Annotated in this window: 13 protein-coding genes; 9 read left to right on the top strand and 4 right to left on the bottom strand. The window is 71.4% G+C overall.

Features of this window, described 5'->3' with window-relative positions:
* Positions 1 to 41: 41 nt before the first annotated feature.
* Both ACTOWY_RS04195 and ACTOWY_RS04190 read right to left on the bottom strand, forming a co-directional pair.
* Positions 42 to 812, bottom strand: coding sequence for a sugar phosphate isomerase/epimerase family protein (locus ACTOWY_RS04195; protein ID WP_441308265.1), 771 nt, complete (start codon positions 810 to 812; stop codon positions 42 to 44).
* 313 nt (positions 813 to 1125) lie between these two features.
* Positions 1126 to 2046, bottom strand: coding sequence for a hypothetical protein (locus tag ACTOWY_RS04190; protein WP_441308264.1), 921 nt, complete (start codon positions 2044 to 2046; stop codon positions 1126 to 1128).
* Positions 2047 to 2179: 133 nt separating this feature from the next.
* On the opposite strand from ACTOWY_RS04190, the gene ACTOWY_RS04185 reads away from it, so the two are divergent.
* The 4 genes from ACTOWY_RS04185 to ACTOWY_RS04170 are packed head-to-tail and all read left to right on the top strand — an operon-like array spanning position 2180 to position 7602.
* A complete protein-coding gene (locus ACTOWY_RS04185) occupies positions 2180 to 4813 on the top strand; it encodes a valine--tRNA ligase (RefSeq protein ID WP_441308263.1) in 2634 nt (877 codons plus the stop codon).
* 43 nt (positions 4814 to 4856) lie between these two features.
* Positions 4857 to 5432 (top strand): hypothetical protein, encoded by a 576-nt coding sequence (locus ACTOWY_RS04180; protein ID WP_441308262.1) that lies wholly within the window; start codon positions 4857 to 4859, stop codon positions 5430 to 5432.
* On the top strand, positions 5429 to 6727 hold the full coding sequence (locus ACTOWY_RS04175; protein WP_441308261.1) for an MAB_1171c family putative transporter: 1299 nt from the start codon (positions 5429 to 5431) through the stop codon (positions 6725 to 6727). Before ACTOWY_RS04180 ends, ACTOWY_RS04175 begins: the two co-directional genes overlap by 4 nt.
* Complete coding sequence (locus ACTOWY_RS04170; RefSeq protein ID WP_441308260.1) at positions 6724 to 7602, top strand: oxygenase MpaB family protein; 879 nt, start codon at positions 6724 to 6726, stop codon at positions 7600 to 7602. The genes ACTOWY_RS04175 and ACTOWY_RS04170 overlap by 4 nt, the downstream gene beginning before the upstream one ends.
* Here the strand turns inward: ACTOWY_RS04170 and ACTOWY_RS04165 are convergent.
* Entirely contained in the window at positions 7548 to 9035 is a 1488-nt protein-coding gene (locus ACTOWY_RS04165) for a sensor histidine kinase (protein ID WP_441308259.1), read from the bottom strand. The two genes, ACTOWY_RS04170 and ACTOWY_RS04165, sit on opposite strands and share 55 nt — an antisense overlap.
* A complete protein-coding gene (locus ACTOWY_RS04160) occupies positions 9032 to 9739 on the bottom strand; it encodes a response regulator transcription factor (RefSeq protein ID WP_441308258.1) in 708 nt (235 codons plus the stop codon). The genes ACTOWY_RS04165 and ACTOWY_RS04160 overlap by 4 nt, the downstream gene beginning before the upstream one ends.
* A gap of 164 nt (positions 9740 to 9903) precedes the next feature.
* Here ACTOWY_RS04160 and ACTOWY_RS04155 point away from each other — a divergent pair, with 164 nt between their 5' ends.
* From ACTOWY_RS04155 to ACTOWY_RS04135, 5 genes are all read left to right on the top strand, one after another.
* Positions 9904 to 11271: a ferredoxin reductase family protein gene (locus ACTOWY_RS04155; RefSeq protein ID WP_441308257.1), complete on the top strand. Its 1368-nt coding sequence runs from the start codon at positions 9904 to 9906 to the stop codon at positions 11269 to 11271.
* A 198-nt stretch (positions 11272 to 11469) separates the two neighbouring features.
* Positions 11470 to 11913, top strand: a complete 444-nt coding sequence (locus ACTOWY_RS04150; RefSeq protein ID WP_441308256.1) for an FMN-binding protein — start codon at positions 11470 to 11472, stop codon at positions 11911 to 11913.
* The gene (locus ACTOWY_RS04145) at positions 11913 to 12668 is read left to right on the top strand and encodes an FAD:protein FMN transferase (protein WP_441308255.1); all 756 of its coding nucleotides are present in this window, start codon (positions 11913 to 11915) and stop codon (positions 12666 to 12668) included. The genes ACTOWY_RS04150 and ACTOWY_RS04145 overlap by 1 nt, the downstream gene beginning before the upstream one ends.
* 26 nt (positions 12669 to 12694) lie before the next feature.
* A complete protein-coding gene (gene folC / locus ACTOWY_RS04140) occupies positions 12695 to 14071 on the top strand; it encodes a bifunctional tetrahydrofolate synthase/dihydrofolate synthase (protein ID WP_441308254.1) in 1377 nt (458 codons plus the stop codon).
* The gene (locus ACTOWY_RS04135) at positions 14068 to 14451 is read left to right on the top strand and encodes a DUF4233 domain-containing protein (protein ID WP_441308253.1); all 384 of its coding nucleotides are present in this window, start codon (positions 14068 to 14070) and stop codon (positions 14449 to 14451) included. The genes folC and ACTOWY_RS04135 overlap by 4 nt, the downstream gene beginning before the upstream one ends.
* Positions 14452 to 14486: the final 35 nt, after the last annotated feature.

Below are 14486 nucleotides of genomic sequence, written 5' to 3'. Positions count from 1 at the left end.
CCGGGGTGCCCGCAAACCACCAATCGGGTGCCCCCCAAATGTCACCCGAGCGGGTGGGTCAACCAGTCACGCAGGGTGGCCGCATCCCGGAGGAAGATCGCCGGCGAGTCCTGCGGCACGAACTCCACCAGCGCGAACCGGTCCCGGCCGTCCGCGGCGAGTTCGGCCAGCACCGGCCGCCAGAGGTCTGCCCGTTCGGCCAGCGGCAGCCGATCCTTCCCACCACCTGGACCCCAGCTGAACACGTGCGCGGTCACCAGCTCCGGCAGCAACGCCCGCACCTCGGTCAGCGCCACCGCCCCCGGCTGGCCACCGGTGGGTTGCCAGTAGGGCACCACTTCAGCCCGGTCCACCTCGGCGAACAGCGCGGTGGCCGAGGCGAGGGTGTCGGTGAGGGTGTTCCGGTGATATTCCAGCGCGATCCGGATGCCGTGCCCCGCCGCCGCCTCGGCCGCCCGCCGCAACGCCTGCACGGTGCAGGCCCGCTGCGCCGGATCCGCCTCGGCCGAGCCGAGCTTGCCCGCCCAGACCCGGATCAACGGCGCGCCCAGCGCGGCCGCGGTGCGCACCACCGGGTCCAGCTCGGCCGGATCGCTGTGCCCCGCGCGGTAGTAGGAGCCGTAGGCGGCCACGCTCAGTCCGGCCGCGGCGGTCAGTTCGCGCGCGGTCTCGGCGGCGGCCAGATCCCCGGCCGGGACGTGCACATCGCCACCCCACTCGATCGCGGCCAGGCCCGCCGCGGCGGTCAACCGCACCACCTCGGGCACACCGAGTTGCCGGAAGGTCACCGAAACCAGACCAGGAACGATCAACGGATCTCCTTGCGGCCATGGACGGAATGCGCTTTCCCGGCATCGTACGTGCCCAACCCCACCACGAGAAGGCCACTGGCCAGGACCGGAGAAGACAAGGCACACAGCAGGACCACGCGATCACTTGTTGCGAAAAGGCGTGGCGCGCCAGCGACACGGCGGGCTCTTCACCTGCGGCGGGGTACCGATTTTTCGCGTTGCCTTGTCGTGTGCCCGCCGCATCCGAAGCTTGCTTCGCGTGCGGCGGGTACACGACGAGGCGACTCAGAGGCGAAAAATCCAGCGTGCGGAGCACGCCAATTCAACACAGCCTCTACTTCTTGCAGCCGTCCTCATCGCCCACCGGCGAGTTCGGGTCGAAGTAGTGCTTGCGATCGTGCTTGGCCGTGGGCTCCGGACCCGTGGTGCGGCGCTGCTGGTTCTCCCGGAAGGTCGGCGCGAGCAGTTCCTTCTCCGAGGCCGAGCAGCTCATCAGGTAGTCGTAGCCGTTGAACTTCTCGCCCCACCACAGGCCGTGCTGGCTCTTGCGGATCTGCTTGTTGTCCTCCAGGAACCACTCCGCCTCGCGGCGCTGGATGGCGATCAGCTCGTGCGGGTCGGTGATCTTCTCCGGCTGGTCGGGCTTGAAGGCGTAGGCCATCACGTAGTTGGTGGTCGCGGTCAGCTTGCCCTTGGCGTCCAGGAACACCTTCAGCTCGCCCTTGACCTTGGGTTCGACCTCCAGCAGCGGGTAGCCGGGGGCGATCCGGGTGTAGAGGAACGAGCCGCCGTCCACCGGCAGCTTCTCCTTCTCCCGGTGCTCGTCGTACTGCTCCCGCGCCTCGGGCGCCATCAGCGCGAACACGTGCTCGGTCTTGCCCTCCACGATCACCCGGCGGTCCAGCCGGGCGGTGATCAGCACCTTGCGCACCTGCTCGGCGAAGGCCCTGACCTGCTCCGCGCTGTACTTGCCGAGCTTGCCGGTCTCCGGCAGCGTGATCCCGGCCGCGCCGTCGGCCCACGGTCCGGCCTCGGTGCCCAGGAACGGGGTGGTCAGGTTGACCTTGGGGGTGCTGCTGGCAGGGTTCGCGCCGCCGATGCCGTCGGGCGCCAGGCCGTTGAGCAGGCCGGTCCGGTAGAGCACCGCCCCGGTCACGCCGAGGGCGATGACCAGGCCGAATCCGAGGAAGCGGCCGCCGTTGCGGCGCCAGAACGCACGGCGCTTGATCTCGCGCACCTGTGGGTCCTCGGTCATGCCAACCCCCCGAATGAGTGAAAACGTGCCGAGGTTAGCAGCGGCCGCCGCAGGTCCGGGAGTCTTGTCGCTGGTCGGGGTCGGTGCGACCAGCGGGAATTCCGGTTTCGACGCCCCCGTAGAATCGACTGCTGTGACCGAGACCCTTCCGCAGCAGGCCCGCACCGAACTCCCCGCCCAGTTCGCTCCGGCGGAGGTAGAGGGCGAGCTGTACCAGCGGTGGGTCGAGCGCGGTTACTTCACCGCCGACGCGGGCAGCGACAAGCCGCCGTTCACCATCGTCATCCCGCCGCCGAATGTCACCGGCAGCCTGCACATCGGGCACGCCTTCGAGCACACGCTGATCGACCTGATCATCCGGCGCAAGCGGATGCAGGGCTTCGAGACGCTGTGGCTGCCGGGCATGGACCACGCCTCCATCGCGGTGCACGCGCTGGTGGAGAAGCAGCTCGCGGCCGAGGGCACCAGCCGCCGGGAGCTGGGCCGGGAGGCGTTCATCGAGCGCACCTGGGAGTGGAAGGCCGAGTACGGCGGCAAGATCCTGGCCCAGATGCGCCGCCTTGGCGAGAGCGTGGACTGGACCCGCGAGCGGTTCACCATGGACGAGAAGTCCAACCGCGCGGTGCTGACCATCTTCAAGAAGCTCTACGACGAGGGCCTGATCTACCGGGCCGAGCGGCTGGTCAACTGGTCGCCCACGCTGCGCTCGGTGCTCTCCGACGCCGAGGTCGACCACGAGGAGGTCGAGGGCGAACTCGTCTCCATGCGCTACGGCGACGGGGACGCCGCGATCGTGGTGGCCACCACCCGGGTCGAGACCATGCTCGGTGACACCGCGGTCGCGGTGCACCCGGATGACGAGCGGTACAAGCACCTGGTCGGCACGCTGATCGAGCTGCCGCTGACCGGGCGCAAGATCCCGGTCGTGGCCGACGCGCACGTCGACCCGGAGTTCGGCACCGGCGCGGTCAAGGTGACCCCTGCGCACGACCCGAACGACTTCGAGATCGGCAAGCGGCATGAGCTGCCGATGCCGACGATCATGGACGAGCAGGGCCGGATCGCGCACACCGGCACCGAATTCGACGGTATGGACCGGTTCGAGGCGCGGGTCGCGGTCCGCGAGGCGCTGCGTGCGCAGGGCCGGATCGTCGCGGAGAAGCGGCCGTACCTGCACAGCGTCGGGCACAGCTCGCGCTCCAAGGAGCCGATCGAGCCGCGCTTGTCGCTGCAGTGGTTTGTCAAGGTCGCCCCGCTGGCCAAGGCCGCAGGGGACGCGGTGCGCGAGGGCAAGGTCGCGGTCAACCCGCCGGAGATGACCAAGCGCTACTTCGACTGGGTCGACAACCTGCATGACTGGTGCATCTCGCGCCAGCTGTGGTGGGGCCACCGGATCCCGGTCTGGTACGGCCCCAACGGCGAGCAGATCTGCCTGGGCCCGGACGAGCAGCCGCCCGCGGGCGAGGGCTGGCGCCAGGACGAGGACGTGCTGGACACCTGGTTCTCCTCCGGCCTGTGGCCCTTCTCCACCCTGGGCTGGCCGGAGAAGACCGACGACCTGGCCAAGTTCTATCCGACCAGTGTGCTGGTCACCGGCTACGACATCCTGTTCTTCTGGGTCGTCCGGATGATGATGTTCGGCATCTACGCGATGGACGGCGTGCCGCCGTTCCACACCATCGCGCTGCACGGCATGGTCCGGGACCAGTACGGCAAGAAGATGTCCAAGACCGTCGGCAACGTGGTCGACCCGCTGGACTGGATGGACCGCTTCGGCACCGACGCGCTGCGCTTCACCATGGCCCGCGGCGCCAACCCCGGCACCGACGTGCCGATCAGCGAGGAGTGGGTGGCCGGCTCCCGCAACTTCGGCACGAAGCTGTGGAACGCCACCAGGTTCGCCATGATGAACGGCGCCACCGTGGCCGTGCCGGTGCCCGCGCGGGACTCGCTCACCGACGCCGACCGGTGGATCCTGGACGGCCTGGACGCGCTGGTGTCCGAAGTGGACGGTCTGCTGGACGACTACCAGTTCGCCAAGTCCACCGAGGCGCTCTACCACTTCGTCTGGGACGAGTTCTGCGACTGGTACCTGGAACTGGCCAAGGTCCAGCTCAACGACGAGCACCGGGCCGGCGCCACCCGCGCGGTGCTCGGCCACGTCCTGGACGTGGTGCTGCGCCTGCTGCACCCGGTTTCCCCCTACCTCACCGAAACGCTGTGGACCGCGCTCACCGGCGAGGAGTCGCTGGTCATCGCGGCCTGGCCGACGGTCTCCGGCGCGAGCGCCGATCCCGTTGCGGCGGACCGGATCGCGGCGGTCCAGCAGCTGGTCACCGAGATCCGCCGGTTCCGTTCGGACCAGGGCATCAAGCCCGGTCAGCGGGTGGCCACCCGGCTCTCCGGGCTGGACGCCGCCGGACTGACCGCGCTGACCGCCTCGGTGCGTGCGCTGGTGAAGCTGGACGAACCGGGCGCGGAGTTCGCCGCCACGGCCGATTTCGAGCTGAACCTGCCCACCGGCGCGGTCACCATCGAGCTGGACACCTCCGGCACCATCGACGTGGCGGCCGAGCGCAAGCGGCTGACCAAGGACCTGGCGGTCAACGAGAAGGAACTCGCCGGCTGCGTGGCCAAGCTGGGCAACCCGGCGTTCACCGACAAGGCGCCCGCCGCGGTGGTGGAGAAGATCACCGAGCGCAAGGCGGCGGCCGAGGCGGAGATCGAACGCATTACCGCGAGGTTGGCTTCGCTGCCCGAAGCCTGATTAGCTGGCCACCCGCGCCAGGAACCGGTGAGGGGGTGAGTGCGTGACCGAAGTACCCGCCAGGGTGGAACGCGTCCTGGACCAGGTGCTCTCCTCGGTGGCGCCACCCCAGCCGTTCCAGGTCGGCGAGTTCTGCCGCAGGCTGGGTGAGCAGCGCGGGCATCCGATCGAGCTGATGCCGCTGAGCCAGGTGCTGGGCGGGCGGGTCGCGCCGTTCGACGGGCTGCTGGTCTCGGCCTACGACGCCGACTACGTCTTCTACGACGACACCACCTCGGCGCTGCACCAGCAGAACACGGTGCTGCACGAGATCGGCCACCTGGTCCTGGAGCACCGCAGCCTCGGCGAGGGCGGGCAGCCCAGGCTGCCGATGCTGCGGCTGCTGTTCCCGCACTTCGACGAGGCGCGGCGGGCGGAGCTGCTGGGCAAGGCGCTGTGCCGGGCCGGGTTCCAGGATCTGCAGGAGCGGGAGGCGGAGAGCTTCGCCACCCAGTTCTCCGCCCGGCTGCTCGACGCGGCGGGTGGCCGGGTGCTGGGCCGCAAGGCCAAACGATTGCCCCCGCACGAGGCCCAGGTGATCGACCGGCTCGCGCACGGACTGGGCCCCACCCAGCAGTGAGCGCCGCCGGCCTTCTCGTGCTGGCCGTGGTGCTGGCCACGCTCGCCACCGTGCTGACCCGGCTGCGCCAGCTCATCGGCCGGGCGGGCAACCCGGCGGTGCGCTCGCTGCTGCTGGGCTGCCTCGCGCTGGCCCTGGCGCTGTCGGTGCAGCTCCCGGTGGTCTACCCGGTGATCAACCAGGTCGGCTTCAACCTGGCCTGGCCGGTGCAGCACGTGCTGGTGCTGGGCACCGCGTACCTGATCCAGGTCTTCTTCCTCTACTCCATCGAGGAACCGGCCGATGCCGCTCGCCGGGCCGCCCGGCAGGCGCTGGTGCTGTTCGCGGTGACCGCGGTGATGCTGCTGCTCTTCGCGGTCACCCCACGGGCCAGGGACTTCCTGCACGGCCCGGCCGGGCGCAACGAGGCAGGCGGGCCGGGTGATCCGGTGGCGGCGCTGGCCTTCGCCACCTTCAGCCTGTACCTGGGCTGGGCCGCGCTGAACCTGATGCGGCTGGCCTGGCAGTGGTCCACCAAGGCCAGGGACGTGTGGTGGCTCTTCGTCGGACTGCGGCTGCAGGTGCTGGCGCACGTGTTCACGCTGGCCTTCTGCGCGCACAAGCTGGGGTTCCAGCTCGCGGTGCTGTTCGGGGTGACCCCTGGCTGGACCGCGGACTCGGTGGAGGGCTGGCTGATGCCCGCGGCCTGCGCGCTGGCCACGCTGGGCGTGACCGCGTGCGCGCTGGGCGAGACCGTGGCCAGATGGGTGCGGCGGCACTGCGCGCCGCTGGTCCGGCTGGCAGGGGCGACCGCGGCCTGGTGGCGGTTCCTGCGTGCGCACCACGCGCTCTACCCGCTGTGGGCCCGCTTCGCCGAGGTGCTGCCGGAGATCACCCTGGACCCGCCGAAGTCCCGCCGCGCCGACCTGTTCGACCTGCGTGCCGGCCGGCGCAGGCTCTACCGCAGGCTGATCGAGCTGGAGGACGGCGGCAAGCAGCTCCGCCCGGCCATCCCGCCCGAGGTGCAGGCCAGGGTCCAGGAGCTGACCGGCGGCCGGCCGCCCGAGCTGGTGGCCGCGGTGCGTGCCGCCGCCGGGTACGCGGTCGCGCTGCGCCGCCGTGAACTGGGCATCCCCGACGTGACGAACAACCCCCTCGGCAGCGCCGCCGGCGCGGAGGACCTGGCCGAACTGGTGCACCGGTGGCGCGCGATCACCCGCGCGTTCCGCCGGGACCCGGTGGTCAGACAGGTGCTCGCCGAGACCACCAGCACGGGCGCGGCCGCCATCGCCGCGCCGGAGGAAGCCGGACGATGAAACGACGACTCGTGCACCTGGCGCGCATCCAGGAGCTGGACCCCGAACGCGACTACGCGGAGATCTACCGCCTGACCGCGCTGTATGAGTTCAGCTTCGACGTCAGCATCGCCCTGCAACTGGCCTTCTACCGCACCTACGCGGTGCCCTCGATCTCCGGCCTGCTCGCGCACACCGGCCACATCGAGCACGACCCGGTCAAACGCGCCGAGGACACCGGCCTGCTGATCTTCGAGATGGTCGAGCACGGCTTCGACCACCCGAGGGCCCGCGGCGCGTTGCGGATCACCAACGGCGCGCACCGCCCGTGGACGATCAGCAACGACGATTACCTGTACGTGCTGGGCACCTTCATGTTCGTGCCCTTCCGCTGGCTGGACCGCTATGGCTGGCGCCGCCCGGTGGAGGCCGAGCGGATCGCCGCCTACCACTTCTATCGCGAGCTGGGCTCCCGGATGGGCATCACGGACATCCCGGCGAGCTGGGAGAAGTACGAGCACTGGTTCGACACCTACGAACGCGAGCATTTCGCACACACCCCGGCCAACACCCGCCTGCTGCGCGCCTCCCAGCAACTCATCGCCGACCGCTTCCCCCCGCGAGCCCGTCCCCTGGGCAGACTGTTGGGCCTGGCGCTGCTGGACGTGATCGACGACGAACCGCTGCGCCGGGCGCTGGGCGTGCCGCGCACCCCGTGGGCGCTGCGCACCACGGTGAAGCTGGGCTTCCGGCTGCGGGCCCGGATCCAGCGCCTGCTCAAGCCGAGGACGAGCAGCGCCTTCACCCCGGGCGGACAGATGAAGGCCTATCCCGACGGATATCAGCTCTCGGATCTGGGACCGGCCACGCCGCGCGCGCCCGGCTCGCCGGAGTAGCTCAGCGGCAGGCGGAGCAGGAACGTGGTGCGGCCCGGGGCGCTGGCGAGTTCGACCGTGCCGCCGTGCGCGGTGACCAGCGAGCGGACCACGGCCAGGCCAAGGCCGCTGCCGCCCTTGTTCCGGGAGCGGGAGTCGTCGACGCGGTAGAAGCGGTCGAAGATGCGTTCCTGGTCGGCGGCCGGGATGCCGGGGCCGTTGTCGCCGATCCGGATCAGGGCGTGCTCGTCGGCGGCCCAGACGGCGAGTTCGACCTCGGTGCCGGGCGGGGTGTGCACGGCGGCGTTGGTCAGCAGGTTGTCCAGGACCTGGCGCAGCCGCATCGGGTCGGCGCGCAGGGCCAGCTGGTCCTGGGCCAGCACCACGGTGAGCGGGTGGCCGGGGCGGGCGGCGCGGAAGGCGTCGGCGGCGGCGTTGGCCAGTGCGACCAGGTCGATGTCCTCCGGGCGCAGTGGTTCCTCGACCTCGGCGGCGTCCAGGCGGGCCAGTAGCAGCAGGTCGTCCAGCAGCACCGTCATCCGGCCCGCCTCCTCGCGGATGCGGGCCAGGTGCCGGTCGCGTTCGGCCGGTTCGTTGGCGGCGGCGTACTTGAACAGGTCGGCGTAGCCGCGGATGGAGGTCAGCGGGGTGCGCAGCTCGTGCGAGGCGTCCGCGACGAACCGGCGCAGCCGCTGCTCGGCGGCGGTGCGCGCGGCCAGTGAGGTGTCGATGTGCTCCAGCATCAGGTTGAACGCGCTGCGCAGCTCCTCCACCTCGACCCCGCCGCCGCCGTCGCCGGTGGCGCGCACCGGGAGCTGGGCGGAGTCGGTGAGGTCGTGCGAGCGGATGTCGTGCGCGGTGCCCGCCATCTGGGCCAGCGGGCGCAGGCCGCGGCGCAGCACCAGCCTGCCGGAGACCACCAGGACCAGCAGCGCCACCAGGAACATGGCCACGCAGACAGTGATGAACCAGTTGACCGTGCCGTCCAGGTCGTCCCTGGGCGCGGCGCTGACCAGCACCTCGTTACCGCTGATGGTGCAGGCCCGGACCCGGAAGGTGCCGTCCTTCCCGTACAGGTTCAGCGTGGTGTAGATGTCCTCGTCCTGGCCGTGCACCTCCTGGGCGACCTTGGCCAGCTTGTCGATGTTCTGCTGGATGGCGCCGCTGGTGGCCTTGACCATCTTCGGCTTGCCCTCGCGCATGTCGAAGAGCACCGACTGCCAGGACCAGGGCGGCTGCGGGGCGCCCTTCTCCCGCCAGGCCGCGGTCTGCTCGATCTGGCTCTTCTTCATCTGCTCGTCCAGCCGGGCGGCCAGGTACTCCTCCATGCTGGTCACCATCACGGTGCCCACCACGGCGAAGACCACCAGCGACAACGCGCCCAGCGCCAGGGACAGCCTGGTGCCCAGCCGGGTCCGCCGCCAGGCCGCCCGCCAGCGGCCGCCTCGGCTCACTGGACGGCCTGGCGCAGCGCGTAGCCGACCCCGCGCATGGTGTGGATCAGCGGTTCATGGCCGTTGTCGACCTTGCGGCGCAGATGCGAGATGACCAGTTCGACCACGTTGGAACGGCCGCCGAAGTCGTACTCCCACACGTGGTCCAGGATCTGCGCCTTGGTCAGCACCGCGGGGGAGCGGCGCATCAGGTAGCGCAGCAGTTCGTATTCGGTGGGGGTGAGCGTGGCCAGTTTCCCGGCCCGGCGGACCTCCCTGGTGTCCTCGTCCAGGGTCAGGTCGGACACCTGGAGCACCGAACGCGCCTGCGGGGTCCAGGCCTGGGCGGTGCTGCGCCGGAGCACCGCGCGCAGCCGGGCCATCAGCTCCTCCACCGAGAAGGGTTTGACCAGGTAGTCATCGCCGCCGCGGGTCAGGCCGACGATCCGGTCGGCGGTGCCGTCCTTGGCGGTGAGGAAGACCACCGGGACCAGTGAGCCGCTCTCCCGCAGCCGGTCCAGCACGCTGAACCCGTCCAGGTCCGGCAGCATCAGGTCGAGCACCACGATGTCCGGGTTGAACGCGGCGGCCTGCCGCAGCGCCTCCGCGCCGGTGCCTGCCGTCGCCGCCCGCCAGCCCTCGTAGCGGGCCACGGTGGCGACGAGGTCGGCGATGTGCGGTTCGTCGTCCACCACCAGCAGACGGACCTGGCTGTCGTTGCTCACCTGCACATGGTGCGTCAGTCCGGGCCCCGCGGCGAGGCCGTGGGCGGCCACGCGGGCACGAGACAGCAAGTCGACAGCTTCGGGACAGCGTGGCCACAGCTTCGTTGGCGAGGCTCACAACCGAAGCCCCCAGCGCTGCCGCAGACCCGAGCAGGAGCAGACCAGTGACCACGCTTGAAGCCCCCGCACCGCCGACACCGCCCACCCCGACCCCGTCCCTGCGCCCGAAGGCGGTGGCCCGCACCGGGCTGTACGCGCTGCTGGCGGCGAACGCGGCCGTGGTGGCCGGACTGTTCGCCGCGGCCGGGTTCGACGCCAACGCGCTGATCCTGCTGGGCAGGCTGACCGGCCTGTACGGCGCGCTGATCATGGCCTTCCAGCTGGTGCTGGTGGCCCGGCTGCCCTGGCTGGACCGCCGGATCGGGATGGATCGGCTGACCTCCTGGCACCGGTGGACCGGCTTCGGTCTGCTGTGGACACTGCTGGCGCACGCGGTGTTCATCACCTACGGCTACGCGCAGGCGGAGAATCTGCCGGTGCTGACCCAGTTCGCCGAGCTGGCGACCACAGTGGACGGTGTGCTGCGGGCCATCGTGGCGCTGTTGCTGATCATGATGGTCGGCGCGGTGTCGGTGCGCGCGGCCCGGCGCAGGCTCGCCTACGAGACCTGGCACTTCATTCACCTCTACACCTACCTCGCGGTGCTGCTGGCCTTCGGTCACCAGCTCGCGGCCGGGCGCACCTTCGCCGGGTCGCCCTTCGCCCGCGCCTACTGGTGGACGCTGTGGGGGCTGGCGCTGGGATCGGTGGTACTGGGCCGGTTCCTGCTGCCGCTGTGGCGCAACCTGCGACACCGGTTCCGGGTGACCGCGGTGGTGCCGGAGTCCGACACCGTGGTCTCGGTCTACATCACCGGCCGCCACCTGGACCGCCTGCCCGCCCACGCCGGCCAGTTCTTCCTGTGGCGCTTCCTGGCCAAGGACCGCTGGTGGCAGGCCAACCCGTTCTCGCTCTCCGCGGCTCCGGACGGCCGCTCGCTGCGGCTGACCGCCAAGGCCCTCGGCCCCGGCAGCGCGGGTCTGCGCCACATCCAGCCGGGCACCAGGGTCTTCGCCGAGGGGCCGTACGGCGCGTTCACCACCATGCACCAGCGCACCCCGAACGCGGTGCTGGTCGCCGGTGGCGTGGGCGTCACGCCGGTGCGGGCGCTGCTGGAGGACATGGCCGGGCACGTGGTGGTCCTCTACCGGGTGCGCGCGCACGGCGACGCGGTGCTTTTCGGCGAACTGGCCCAGCTGGCCCACGCCAGGGGCGCGGTGCTGCACCTGCTGACCGGCCCGAACGACGCGCGGAGCGAGCACGGACCCCTGCTGGACGCGGCCAACCTGGCGGCGCTGGTGCCCGACATCCGGTCCAGGGACGTCTTCGTCTGCGGCCCGCCCCCGATGACCGACGCGGTGCTGCGTGGCCTGCGCGAACTGGACGTGCCCCGCGACCAGATCCACGCCGAACGCTTCAGCCTGGCGAGCTGACCGCCGACGCCCCGCTCCCGCCAACCGACACCCGCCCCGCCAACCGACACCCGCCCCGCCAACCGACACCCGCCCCGCCGACCGACACCCGCCCCGCCCCGCCCCGCCGAGCGGCCCCGCTCCCGCCGAGCGACCCCCGCCGGTTCGCCAGCCGACCCCCACTCACCTGACCTCCCCATTCCCGAGAGGACCCTCCCCATGCGCCGGGTCATCCCCGTCCTGCTGCTCACCGTCGCCGGGCTCATCCCGTTGTGGCGCTTCGAGGCCACCCCGCACGAGAGCACCGCCGTGCTCGCCGATCCCGCCCCCGCCGAGACCAGCCCGGCCGCCCCCGGCACCAGCGGCGCGGCACCGCCTTCCGGGGGTTCCGGCCAGCCCGCCAGCACCAGCACCACCGGGTCCAGCGAGTCCACCAGCTACGGCTCGGTGCAGGTCCAGGTCACCTTCACCGGGGACCGGATCACCGAGGTCCGCGCGCTGCGGGCACCCACCAGCACTCGCACCCAGGGCGCGTTGCCGCGGCTTCGGCAGTCCGCGCTGAGCGCGCAGAGCGCCGATATCGACACCGTCTCCGGCGCCACCCAGACCAGTCAGGCCTACGCGAAGTCGCTGCAGGCCGCGATCGACGCGAAGGGGCGCTGATGTCCGCGGTGGGCACGGTGCGCAGGGTCGAGCAGGTGATGGGGCTGCCGGTGTCGGTGGACCTGCGGGACGAGCGGATCGGCGAGCAGGCGGTGCGGCGGGTTTTCGACTGGCTGCACGAGGTCGACGCCCGGTTCAGCCCGTTCCGGCTGGACAGCGAGGTCAGCCTGTTCAGCCGGGGTGAGCTGGCCGAGTCCGAGCTGAGCACCGACCTGCGGTACGTGCTGCAGGTCTGCGTGGACTACCAGCAGCGCACCGGCGGCGCGTTCCGGGCCTGGCTGCCGGGCCGGGCGCTGGACCCGTGCGCGGTGGTCAAGGGCTGGGCGGTGCAGCGCGCCGCGGGGCTGCTGCGCCGAGCTGGGGCACGCGACTTCTGCCTCAACGCCGGTGGTGATGTGCTCACCCACGGCGTGCCGGAGCCGGGCAAGCGGTGGCGGGTCGGCATCCGGCACCCGGACCAGGCCGATCAGCTCTGCGGCGTGCTGGAGGTCGGCTCGGCGGCGGTGGCCACCTCGGCGGCCTACGAGCGCGGCGCACACATCGTGGACGGCCGCACCGGCCTGCCGCCGCGCCGCGCGCTGCTCAGCGTGACAGTGCTCGCCGCCGACCTGACCGTCGCGGACACCACCGCCACCGCCGCCTTCGCCCTTGGCGAGGACGGCATCGCCTGGGCCGCCGCCGAGCCGGGCTGCTCGGTGTTCGCGGTGCGCGCGGACCGGACGGTGTTCAGCTCACCGGGCCTGCCGCTGGTCTGATCGGCGGGTACGTAGACTCGGACGACGTGACAGACAGTCAGACCGAGCCGGTGCAGTCGCTGGCCGCACTGCGCGCGGTCGAGGCGGAGCTGGACACCCGCTGGCCGGAAACGAAGATCGAGCCCTCGCTGGACCGGATCCGCCTGCTGACCGAGCTGCTCGGCGACCCCCAGCACTCTTACCCGGTCGTGCACATCGCGGGCACCAACGCCAAGACCTCGACCTCCCGCATGATCGATGCCCTGTTCACCAGGATCGGTCTGCGCACCGGCCGCTACACCAGCCCGCACCTGCAGCTCGTGACCGAGCGGATCAGCGTCGACGGCGCCCCGATCAGCCCCGAGCGCTACATCGAGGTCTACCGGGACGTCGAGCCGTACGTGTCCCTGGTGGACGGCCGCCAGCCGGTGCCGATGAGCAAGTTCGAGGTGCTCACCGGCATGGCCTTCGCCGCCTTCGCCGACGCCCCGGTGGACGTGGCCGTGGTCGAGGTCGGCCTCGGCGGCGGCTGGGACGCCACCAACGTGGCCGATGGCCGGGTCGCGGTGATCTGCCCGATCGCCATCGACCACGTCGACTTCCTCGGCGGCGACCTGGCAGGCATCGCCAAGGAGAAGGCCGGGATCATCAAGCCCGGCTCCACCGTGGTCATGGCCGAGCAGCCGGCCGAGGCCGCCACCGAGGTGCTGCGCCGGATCGCCGAGACCGACGCCGTGGTGGCCCGGCAGGGCGCCGAGTTCGGCGTGCTGGAGCGCGAGATCGCCGTCGGCGGCCAGCTGCTGCGGCTGCAGGGACTCGGTGGGGTGTACGAGGACGTGTTCCTGCCCCTGCACGGCGCCCACCAGGCCGACAACGCCGCGCTCGCGCTGGCCGCGGTCGAGGCGTTCTTCGGCGCCGGACCGGACCGCCAGCTCGACATCGAGGCCATCCGCGAGGCTTTCGCCACGGTCAGCTCGCCGGGCAGGCTGGAGCGCCTGCGCACCGCGCCGACCGTGCTCATCGACGCCGCGCACAACCCGCACGGGGCCAAGGCGCTGGCCGCCGCGCTGGAGGCCGAGTTCGGCTTCCGCAAGCTGGTCGCCGTGGTCGGGGTCATGGGCGACAAGGACGCCACCGGCATCCTCACCGAGCTGGAGTCCGTGGCGCACGAGATCGTGCTGACCCAGAACTCCTCACCCCGCGCCATGGACATCGACGACCTGGTCGTGCTGGCCCTGCCGATCTTCGGCGAGGACCGGATCCTGGTCGAACCCCACCTCCCGGACGCACTGGAAGCCGCGATCCGGCTGGCCGAGGAGACCGACAACCCGGACGAGCCCGTCTACGGCGGCGGCGTCGTGGTCACCGGTTCCGTGGTCACCGCGGGCGAGACCCGCGCCCTGCTGGGGAAGGCACCCGCATGAGCCACGGCGCACCCAAGCCGATGAAGAACCCGGCCAAGGCCCTCCGCGGCATCATGATGGGCACCTTGATCATGGAAGCGATCGTGGTGGCCCTGGCGCTACCGGTGGTCGCCAAGCTCGGCGGCGGCATCGGCACCACCGGCGGCGTCCTGGTCGCCGTGCTGGCCGTGGCGATGCTGCTGAGTTCCGGGCTGATCCGCTTCCCGTGGGGAGTCTGGGTCGCGGTGGCACTTCAGGTGGCGATGATCGCGGCGGGTTTCGTCGTGTTCACCCTGGGCGTGCTCGGCGTCATCTTCGCGTTGATCTGGGCGTACCTCCTCTGGCTCCGACGGGAACTGGCCCGCAGTCTGGCTGCCGCGGCAGCGGCCGACCAGGGCTGAGCCGGACCGGACCGCGGTGTGGGTGTCCCTCGGCT

It is taken from the genome of Crossiella sp. CA198 (assembly GCF_052078295.1).
GTDB lineage: Bacteria > Actinomycetota > Actinomycetes > Mycobacteriales > Pseudonocardiaceae > Crossiella.
The sequence above is the reverse complement of the archived record's forward strand: the minus strand, read 5'-3'. Positions and strand labels throughout refer to the sequence as shown.

Coding starts and splice junctions, on each gene's coding strand:
- ACTOWY_RS04190 (WP_441308264.1), bottom strand. CDS start 2,046: ATGACCGAGGACCCACAGGTGCGCGAGATCAAGCGCCGTGCGTTCTGG.
- ACTOWY_RS04170 (WP_441308260.1), top strand. CDS start 6,724: ATGAAACGACGACTCGTGCACCTGGCGCGCATCCAGGAGCTGGACCCC.
- ACTOWY_RS04150 (WP_441308256.1), top strand. CDS start 11,470: ATGCGCCGGGTCATCCCCGTCCTGCTGCTCACCGTCGCCGGGCTCATC.
- ACTOWY_RS04145 (WP_441308255.1), top strand. CDS start 11,913: ATGTCCGCGGTGGGCACGGTGCGCAGGGTCGAGCAGGTGATGGGGCTG.
- ACTOWY_RS04135 (WP_441308253.1), top strand. CDS start 14,068: ATGAGCCACGGCGCACCCAAGCCGATGAAGAACCCGGCCAAGGCCCTC.